The following is a 9,151-nucleotide window of genomic DNA, read 5'->3' on the forward strand; positions in this document are numbered from 1 at the left end:
CTCCAGGACCGCGCGGTGACCGTACGCAACTGGCGGCGCGGGCACCGCTGGTGGCTGCTGCTCGCCTTCCTAGCCGCGCTCGCCGGCTCCTACGCCGTGCCCGCGGCGGGCGGCATGCTGCTCGCCGGGACCGGTGCGGGACTGTGGCTGAAGGCCGCATGGCTCGGGCGGCGCGAACGGGCCGAGGAGGCGCTGCTGTGGGTGCGCGTCGACTGGCTCGCCCGCGACGGCGGCCGCCCGGCCGGCAAGGCGGTCAGGGCGTACCGCAGCACGGGCATCGCGGCGGGCGACGCAGCCCCGGGCGGCTCCCGTCGCCGCACTGCCGCACTGGCCTGACCGCCCGTCAGACCTCGAGCTCCTCCTCGATCCGTCGCAGCTGGTGCCGGGCCATGGCGAGGTTGGACCGCTTGGCGTCCAGAACCAGGTAGAGGAAGAGCCCGTTGCCGCCGCGGCCGCTGAGCAACCGGATCAGGTGGTACTGGTCCGTCAGCGTGATCAGGATGTCCTCGATCTGGCCCTTGAGCCCGAGGTGTTCCATCGTGCGCATCTTCGCGCGGACCACGTCGGTGTTGCCGGCGGCGGCGACGTTGAGGTCGAAGCTCTTGCTGCCGCCCATCGTGCCCAGGGCCATGCCGCTGGTGTAGTCGACGAGGGCGACTCCGGTCGCGCCCTCGATGGAGGCAAGTGCTTCTTTCAGCGCGGTCTCGGTGTTGGCCATGGCTGTGGTTTCCTCTCAACTTTCCGTGGTTGTGGGTGTGTTGGTGCGTGGGGTTCGTGGCGTGCGGACGGCCTTCTGACGGGCGGGGGCGGGCTTGGCGGGGGGCTCGGGGGCCGTGTCCCGTACGGCGTTGCCGACCAGTTCGCCGATGCGGGCGCCGGTGCGGCGGCCTTCCAGGTGAAGACGGCCGACGTTGACGCGGTCCTCGGCGAGCAGCGTCAGCACGGCGGTACGCCCCGCCGCGTACGTCGCGACATAGCCGTCCACCCCGCGAACGAGCAGTTCCCGGAGGTCGCCCTGACCGGTCACGTCGGCCATCCGCACGGCGACGCCGAGTGCGGCTGCGGTGAGCGCGGCCAGGCCCTCCGGCTCCACGCCCGGGGTGTCGTGGGCGATGACCAGGCCGTCCACGCCGGCGGCGAGGGCGCCGGTCAGCTGGGGCACGCGGGTTCTCAGCCGGTGGAGTTCGTCGAGTATCGGGGGTTCCACCGCCATCAGGGGTCTCCTCTCGGCGGGCGGGTGAGATGGGTGGTGCGGCGCACGCTGCCGCGGTTGCTGTCGTTCAAAGGGCCTCCAGCGCATCCCTGACCCTCTTCAGCAGCGCGATGTCGGGGGCGGCGGGCCTGGGACCGTCGGCGGCGGCGATTCCGGTTCCGGCGCGGGTGGCCGAAGCAGCCCCGGCGGGAGTCGGCGGCGTCCGTGGAGCCACCAACCCGGCCGCTGCCAGTCGCCGCACCGCCACCAGGGTTTGGAACGCCGGCCTGCCCAGTTCGCGGGCGATGTCCGCCGCGGTGCGTATGCCGTCCACCCGGGCCAGCACCGCGCTCTGCCGGGGCGCGACCGCAGGGGCCGCGGCCGTGTCGACCCGTTCCAGGGGTGCGCTGTCGCTCGCCGGGTCCGGCCAGATGCGGTGCAGCAGTCTGCGCCGGCGGAGCGTCTCGTGCTCCACGGCGGTGACCGGGACGGGGTGGACCGATCCGAGCCAGTGCGTGGTGCCGTAGTGGAAGCGGCCCGGCGTGCGGCTCGGGGCGAGGACGAAGTACGCGGCGTCGTACAGCGCGCTCAGATGGCACAGCTCCAGCGCGCCCGGGGCGAGACGGCCGCCGTCGAGCAGCAGGCGGTCGGCGTCATGCCGCCGGTCGGCCCGGTCGACGGCGTCCTGCCAGGCCCGCGTCGAGCGTGCCGTGCGCCGTGAGGATCACGTCGAGTCCGGGGGCGAGCGGGCTCTCGGCGTGCACCACCTGGCCCTCGGTGAGGTACAGCGTGCCGCACTCACGGACCAGGACTCCGGTGGCCCGCTCGGCGGCGAGCCGGGTCAGCATCGGCGAGACGCCGCCCGAACGGCTCCCGGCCGCCTTGTTCCGCACCGGCAGCCGGGGCGGTGGGGTCGTGCCGACCATCGTCATCCCAGCACCAGCCGTCCGGCCATCTCGCCCAGCCGGATACGGGCCAGTGCGAGGTTGCCGTCCGCGCGGGCCAGCCAGAGATGCAGGAACACGCTGCTGTCGAACGACGTCCGCACGAACCGCAGCACGTGATAGCTGTCCCGGTTGCTGAGGATCAGGTCCTCGACCGGCGGATCGGCCGCCTCCTCCCCGTCGTCGGATGCGAACGCCCGCTGCTCGGCGGCCAGGCGCGCCAGCTCCGCGGCCTCGGCGGCCGCCGTCTCGTGGTCACCGCCCGGCGGTTCACCGACGGTGCCCAGGGCCAGTCCGCTGGTCCAGTCGACCAGTGCGGCCCCCCGCGCACCGGGCAGCCGCATGGCCTCCAGCAGGCACTCGTCGATTCCGGGCACCCTGACTCCCCTCCCGCCTGGGTTCGGCTGAGTAACCCTGAGGCTACGCAACGTGTGTGCGGCGGGTGAGAGTTCTGGCATTTTCCAGTGGAACTTGCCCCGGCGTTACTAGGGTGGGTCAACTGGCCCTGTTTTCAGGTCAGTTGATCAACCGCCTCCACCGGTCGGCGTCAACGGCGTTCCGGCGTGCGCAGGGTGGTGAGCGCGGTCGCGTGCGCCCCTCCGGACTCCGCCACGATCTCCTCGAGGGTCTGCGGAGTGCGTACGGTCGCGAAGGCCACGCCTCCGGCACCGTCCGGGGCGAAGCCGTGAATGCCCGGCCGGGCGAGCGAGTTGTAGGCGTAGTGGTGGGCGAAGTAGTACGCCCCCGTGTCCAGCGCCGCCGCGTAGTCCCCCTGCTCCAGCAGCGGCAGCGCACGGCCCTCGGCCAGCAGGTCCCCCGCGAAACAGGCCGGTCCCGCCACGTCCTGCACCACCGCCGGCCCCTCCTTCGGCCGCCCCTTCGCGTCGTACACGGCGATCCTCAGCGGCCACGCCCCCGGCGCGTACACCGTCCGCGTCGCGACCTGCACGCCCGCGTGCGTCACCGCGACGGGCCGCCCGCCCGCGCTCTTGGCGTACTCGACCCGCGCCACCACCGTCCCGTGCTTGGCCAGCAGGGACCGCCCGAACTCGGTCACCAGCCCGTACCGCCCGTCGAACAGCCCCGGCACCGCCTCCCTCAGCATCCGCGCGTACTGCGCGTACGTCGGTGTCGTCGCCTCCGAGGCGAAGTTCACCGGCAGTCCGCCGCCGATGTCGATCGTGTCGACCTGCCGACGGCCGATCCGCCGGTTGATCTCCTCCGCGAGCGCGTACGTCTGCGCCACGCCGTCGGTCATCCGGGACAGCGGGATGCCCTGCGAGCCGGTGTGCGCGTGCAGCCGGGTCAGCCAGGGGCGTTCCGCGTACGCCCGCACCACCCACTCGCGTGCCCCCTCGTCCCGCAGCGCCACCCCGAACTTCGAGGTCGCCGTGGCGGTCGAGAGCGCCTCGATGGAACCCCCGCCGACCTGCGGGTTGACCCGTATCCCGATGGGGGAGCGGCTCGGCGCCGACCTCATGAGACCGTCGATGCGGTCCAGCTCCTGCGGGTTGTCCGCGTTCACGGCGATGCCCAGCGCCAGTGCCTCGCGCAGCTCCGCCGGGGTCTTCGCGGGCGAGTCCAGCACCGTCCGCTCCGGCGCCACCCCGGCCGCCCGCGCCAGCGCCAGCTCGCCCGGGCTCGCCACCTCCGCGCCGACGCCCTCGTCGCGCAGCAGCCGCAGTACCGGCACCAGCGGGGTCGCCTTCACCGCGAAGGCGTGCAGCACCGGCGTGCCGGGCGCCACGACGGCGTCGAACGCCGCGCGCAGCTCGGCCGCCGACTCCCGGATGCCGGTGATGTCGAGCAGACCGACGATGGGGGTGCCGGGCCCGAGCAGCCCCTGCTCCACCGCCGCCTGTACCGCCTCGTCGCGCCGGGCGGCCCGCTCCCCGCCACCCACGTGATCCTCGTAGCCGTTGTCCATGCCGTTCCCCGTTCTGCCGATGTCCGAGCCCATGCATCCAGCCAAACATCCACCGTGCCCCCGCGCCGAGGGGCCAAGGTATTGACTAGGTCTATTCAGAAAGCCAGGATGTGAATAACCGCAGCAACATTCCGCCGGGAGCAATCCATCAGGAGGCAGACCATGTCAGGACCTCGCCCTGTCCGAGCGCCGCGCGGTACGGAACCGAGCGCCCTGGGATGGCAGCAGGAGGCCGCTCTGCGGATGCTGCAGAACAACCTCGACCCGGAGGTCGCCGAGCACCCCGACAAGCTCGTCGTGTACGGCGGGACCGGCAAGGCGGCGCGTGACTGGCGCTCCTTCGACGCGATGGTCCGCACGCTGAGGACCCTCAAGCAGGACGAGACGATGCTCGTCCAGTCCGGCCGCCCGGTCGGCGTCATGCAGACCCACGAGTGGGCCCCGCGCGTCCTCATCGCCAACTCCAACCTCGTCGGCGACTGGGCCAACTGGGAGGAGTTCCGCCGGCTGGAGCAGCTGGGCCTGACCATGTACGGCCAGATGACCGCCGGCTCCTGGATCTACATCGGCACCCAGGGCATCCTCCAGGGCACCTACGAGACCTTCGCCGCCGTCGCCGCGAAGAAGTTCAACGGCACCCTCGCCGGGACGATCACCCTCACCGCCGGCCTCGGCGGCATGGGTGGCGCCCAGCCGCTCGCCGTGACCATGAACGACGGTGTGGCGATCTGCATCGACTGCGACCCCCGGGCCATCGAGCGCCGTATCGAGCACCGGTACCTCGACGTGCGCGCCGACTCGCTGGAACATGCCCTCCAGCTGGCCGTCGAGGCCCGTGACGCCCGGCGCCCGCTGTCCATCGGCCTGCTCGGCAACGCGGCGGAGCTGCTGCCGCGCATGCTCGCCGAGGGCGCCCCCATCGACATCGTCACCGACCAGACCTCGGCCCACGACCCGCTGTCGTACCTGCCGCTCGGCGTCGACTTCGACGACATGGCGTCGTACGCGGCGAAGGACCCGGCCGGTTTCACCACCCGCGCGCGTGAGTCCATGGCCCGGCACGTCGAGGCCATGGTCGGCTTCATGGACGCCGGAGCGGAGGTCTTCGACTACGGCAACTCCATCCGCGGTGAGGCCCAACTCGCCGGATACGATCGGGCGTTCGCCTTTCCCGGCTTCGTCCCCGCGTACATCCGGCCGCTGTTCTGCGAGGGCAAGGGTCCCTTCCGCTGGGCCGCGCTGTCCGGTGAGGCCTCCGACATCGCGAAGACCGACAAGGCGATCCTGGAGCTCTTCCCGGAGAACGAGTCCCTGGCCCGCTGGATCAAGATGGCGGGGGAGCGGGTCCACTTCCAGGGACTCCCGGCCCGTATCTGCTGGCTCGGCTACGGCGAACGCGACAAGGCCGGCGAACGCTTCAACGACATGGTCGCGAGCGGGGAGCTGGCCGCGCCGATCGTCATCGGGCGCGACCACCTCGACTGCGGTTCCGTCGCGTCCCCGTACCGGGAGACCGAGGCGATGCTCGACGGGTCCGACGCGATTGCGGACTGGCCGCTGCTGAACGCGATGGTGAACGTGGCGTCGGGCGCGTCCTGGGTCTCCATTCACCATGGCGGCGGCGTCGGCATGGGGCGGTCGATCCATGCGGGGCAGGTGACGGTGGCGGACGGTACGGCACTGGCGGGCGAGAAGATCCGGCGCGTGCTGACGAACGACCCGGGCATGGGCGTGATCCGGCATGTGGACGCCGGGTACGACATCGCGGAATCCGTTGCCGATGCGCGCGGTGTTCGGGTTCCCATGCGCGAGGGTGACGACACGTGACCTTCCACAGCATGTGGGCGGAGCTGTTGCCGATCGGCCGCAGCTCCGCCTCCGGCGGCTACCGTCGCTTCGCCTGGACCGGTGCTGATGGTGAGTGTCGGGAGTGGTTCAAGGCGCAGGCGGAGTCGCGTGGGCTGACGTACGAAGTCGATCGGAACGGCAACCAGTGGGCATGGCTCGGGGACCCCGCCCAGGGGGACGCCGTCGTCACTGGGTCGCATCTGGACTCCGTGCCCGATGGCGGGGCCTTCGACGGGCCCCTCGGGGTCGTGTCCTCCTTCGCCGCGCTCGACGAACTGCGCCACCGCAACGCCCGGTTCACCAAGCCCCTCGCCATCGTCAACTTCGGTGACGAGGAGGGCGCCCGCTTCGGGCTCGCCTGCGTCGGGTCCCGGCTCGCCGCCGGGCAGCTCACCGTCGAGCAGGCGCATCGGCTGGCCGACGGCGACGGGGTCACGCTGCCGCAGGCCATGGAGGCCGCCGGGTACGACCCCGGTGCCATCGGACCGGATCCGGAGCGGCTCGCGCGCATCGGTGCCTTCGTCGAGCTGCACGTCGAGCAGGGGCGCGCCCTCGACCTGTCCGGCGACCGCGTCGGCATCGCCAGCGCCATCTGGCCGCACGGGCGGTGGCGGTTCGACTTCCGGGGCGAGGCCAACCACGCGGGGACCACGCGGCTGGTGGACCGGCGTGACCCCATGCTGTCGTACGCCGAGACCGTGCTGGCCGCCCGCCGGGAGGCGCAGCTCGCCGGTGCCGTCGCCACGTTCGGCAAGATCGCCGTCGAGCCCAACGGCGTCAACGCCATCCCCTCCCTGGTGCGCGGCTGGCTCGACTCCCGCGCCGCCGAGCAGGCGAGCCTCGACGCGGTGGTCGGCGGCGTCGAGAAGGCCGCCCGTGAGTACGCCGCCGCGCATGGCGTCGACCTCGACGTCGTCCGGGAGTCCTTCACGCCCGTCGTGGAGTTCGACCACGCCCTGCGCGACGAACTGGCCCGCATCCTCGGCAAGGACACCGACCTCACGGTCCCCGTTCTGGGTACCGGTGCCGGACACGACGCCGGGATCCTCTCCGGGAGCATTCCGACCGCCATGCTGTTCGTGCGCAATCCCACGGGCGTCTCGCACTCCCCGGCCGAGTTCGCGGCCGAGGACGACTGCGTGGCCGGGGTGATCGCACTCGCCGACGTACTGGAAGGGCTGGCCTGCTCGTGACGCAGACGCAGACGTACTGGCTGGAGCACGCCTGGCTCGGCACGCACGTCGAGCCGGGCGTGGCCGTGGACACAGACGACGGCCGTATCACCGCCCTCCGCACCGACGTCCCCGCCCCACCCCCCGGCGCCGAGATCCTCCGCGGGCTGACGCTCCCCGGCCTGGCGAACGCCCACTCGCACGCCTTCCACCGCGCCCTGCGCGGCACCGTCCAGGTCGGCTCCGGGACCTTCTGGACCTGGCGCGAGGTCATGTACTCGTTCGCCGACAGGCTGACCCCGGAGACCTACCACGCCCTCGCCCGCGCCGTGTACGCCGAGATGGCACTGGCGGGGATCACCGCCGTCGGCGAGTTCCACTACGTCCACCACGCCCCGGGCGGCACCCCGTACGCCGACCCCAACGCCATGGGCGAGGCCCTGATCGCGGCCGCCACCGAAGCCGGCATCCGTATCACCCTCCTCGACACCGCCTACCTGTCCTCCGGCTTCGGGCGGCCCCCCAACACCCACCAGCTCCGCTTCTCCGACGGCAGCGCGGAAGCCTGGGCGGAACGCTGTTCAGTTCTCAAGGAACGGGATCACGCACGGGTCGGGGCGGCGATTCACTCCGTACGGGCCGTGCCCGCCGACCAGTTGGCGACCGTGGCGCGGTGGGCGGAGGAGCGGCGGGCCCCGCTCCATGTGCACCTGTCCGAGCAGACCGCCGAGAACGAGGCGTGCCTGGAGGCCCACGGCTGCACCCCGACGCAGCTCCTCGCCCTGCACGGTGTCCTCGGGCCGCGCACCACCGGTGTCCACAACACCCACCTCACCGCCGAGGACATCTCCCTCATCGGCGGCAGCGGCACCGGCACCTGTATGTGCCCGACGACCGAGCGGGACCTCGCGGACGGCATCGGACCGGCCGTCGCCCTCCAGAACGAAGGCTCCCCGCTCTCCCTCGGCTCCGACAGCCATGCCGTGATCGACCTGCTGGAAGAGGCGCGCGCGATGGAGCTGAACGAGCGGCTGCGCACCCGTACGCGAGGTCACTGGACGGCGGCGGCCCTTCTGCGGGCGGCCTCGGCCGACGGCCACGCAGCCCTCGGCTGGGACGACGCGGGCATCCTGGAGCCGGGCGCACGCGCCGACTTCGCGACGATCGCGCTCGACTCGGTCAGGACGGCAGGGCCGCTTCCGCGGCTCGGGGCCGAGACGGCCGTATTCGCTGCGTCGGCAGCAGACGTGTCGCATACGGTCGTGGGAGGTCGGCACGTCGTACGGGACGGGGTTCACACCCTCGTACCGGATGTGCCGAAAGCCCTCGCGGACGCCGTCGAAGCCCTGCGCGGATGACCCCGGGCCGCCGATCCGCGCGGCCCGCCTCCGCCCCCGAACCCGACCCCACCGCCGACCAGGCCAGCAAGGACGCCATGAGCAACGCGACGACCGTCAGCCCCGCCCACTCCGCGAGCACCGCAAGCACGCTCATCACCAACATCGCCGCCCTGGTCACCAACGACCCCTCCCTCGGTGACAGTTCCCCCCTCGGACTGATCCAGGACGCGGCCGTCGTCATCGAAGGCGACCGCATCGCGTGGACCGGTGATCAAAGCAAAGCACCCGCCACTGACAATCGGGTCGACGCAGGTGGCCGGGCGGTCATCCCCGGCTTCGTCGACTCCCACTCCCACCTCGTCTTCGCGGGCGACCGGACACAGGAGTTCAACGCCCGGATGTCGGGGCGGCCGTACAGCGCGGGCGGCATCCGTACGACGGTCGCCGCCACCCGGGCCGCGAGCGACGAGGAACTCGAGGCGAACCTCACCCGTTACCTCGAAGAGGCCCTCCGCCAGGGCACCACCACCTTCGAGACCAAGTCGGGCTACGGCCTGACCGTCGAGGACGAGTCCCGCGCCCTGCGCATCGCCGCCGCCCACACGGACGAGGTCACCTACCTCGGCGCCCACATCGTCTCCCCGGACTACGCCGACGACCCCGCCGCCTATGTCGCCCTGGTCACCGGCGAGATGCTCGACGCCTGCGCCCCGTACGCCCGTTGGATC

Annotated in this window: 10 protein-coding genes and 1 pseudogene; 5 read left to right on the plus strand and 6 right to left on the minus strand. The window is 72.2% G+C overall.

The genetic code is table 11. The annotated features are described in order from the left end of the window. Window positions 1-336 (plus strand): annotated as a pseudogene (locus ACTWQJ_RS39145) (hypothetical protein); the annotation flags it as partial. A gap of 7 nt (window positions 337-343) precedes the next feature. Here ACTWQJ_RS39145 and ACTWQJ_RS39150 read toward each other — a convergent pair. The 6 genes from ACTWQJ_RS39150 to ACTWQJ_RS39175 all read right to left on the minus strand — a co-directional run bounded on the left by ACTWQJ_RS39150 (window position 344) and on the right by ACTWQJ_RS39175 (window position 4,063). Beyond that, the gene (locus tag ACTWQJ_RS39150; protein WP_443311196.1) at window positions 344-718 is read right to left on the minus strand and encodes a hypothetical protein; all 375 of its coding nucleotides are present in this window, start codon (window positions 716-718) and stop codon (window positions 344-346) included. Between the two features lie 15 nt (window positions 719-733). Beyond that, window positions 734-1,213, minus strand: a complete 480-nt coding sequence (locus ACTWQJ_RS39155; RefSeq protein WP_443311197.1) for a roadblock/LC7 domain-containing protein — start codon at window positions 1,211-1,213, stop codon at window positions 734-736. 67 nt (window positions 1,214-1,280) lie between these two features. Next, window positions 1,281-1,667, minus strand: a complete 387-nt coding sequence (locus ACTWQJ_RS39160; protein ID WP_443311198.1) for a hypothetical protein — start codon at window positions 1,665-1,667, stop codon at window positions 1,281-1,283. Between the two features lie 178 nt (window positions 1,668-1,845). Further along, window positions 1,846-2,124, minus strand: a complete 279-nt coding sequence (locus ACTWQJ_RS39165) for a hypothetical protein (protein WP_443311199.1) — start codon at window positions 2,122-2,124, stop codon at window positions 1,846-1,848. Then, window positions 2,121-2,513: a hypothetical protein gene (locus ACTWQJ_RS39170; RefSeq protein ID WP_443311200.1), complete on the minus strand. Its 393-nt coding sequence runs from the start codon at window positions 2,511-2,513 to the stop codon at window positions 2,121-2,123. The genes ACTWQJ_RS39165 and ACTWQJ_RS39170 overlap by 4 nt, the downstream gene beginning before the upstream one ends. A gap of 170 nt (window positions 2,514-2,683) precedes the next feature. Continuing rightward, a complete protein-coding gene (locus ACTWQJ_RS39175) occupies window positions 2,684-4,063 on the minus strand; it encodes a diaminopimelate decarboxylase (RefSeq protein WP_443311205.1) in 1,380 nt (459 codons plus the stop codon). 162 nt (window positions 4,064-4,225) lie between these two features. On the opposite strand from ACTWQJ_RS39175, the gene hutU reads away from it, so the two are divergent. The 4 genes from hutU to ACTWQJ_RS39195 all read left to right on the plus strand — a co-directional run. Next, window positions 4,226-5,890: a urocanate hydratase gene (hutU, locus tag ACTWQJ_RS39180; protein WP_443311201.1), complete on the plus strand. Its 1,665-nt coding sequence runs from the start codon at window positions 4,226-4,228 to the stop codon at window positions 5,888-5,890. Then, window positions 5,887-7,104, plus strand: coding sequence for an allantoate amidohydrolase (locus tag ACTWQJ_RS39185; RefSeq protein WP_443311202.1), 1,218 nt, complete (start codon window positions 5,887-5,889; stop codon window positions 7,102-7,104). The genes hutU and ACTWQJ_RS39185 overlap by 4 nt, the downstream gene beginning before the upstream one ends. Continuing rightward, the gene (locus tag ACTWQJ_RS39190; RefSeq protein ID WP_443311203.1) at window positions 7,101-8,441 is read left to right on the plus strand and encodes a formimidoylglutamate deiminase; all 1,341 of its coding nucleotides are present in this window, start codon (window positions 7,101-7,103) and stop codon (window positions 8,439-8,441) included. The genes ACTWQJ_RS39185 and ACTWQJ_RS39190 overlap by 4 nt, the downstream gene beginning before the upstream one ends. Further along, on the plus strand, window positions 8,438-9,151 hold a 714-nt coding region (locus ACTWQJ_RS39195; RefSeq protein ID WP_443311204.1), incomplete at its 3' end, for an amidohydrolase family protein. The genes ACTWQJ_RS39190 and ACTWQJ_RS39195, both read left to right, overlap by 4 nt.

The sequence above is a fragment of the Streptomyces sp. KR55 genome, assembly GCF_052245645.1.
Classification (GTDB): Bacteria; Actinomycetota; Actinomycetes; order Streptomycetales; family Streptomycetaceae; genus Streptomyces; species Streptomyces flavusporus.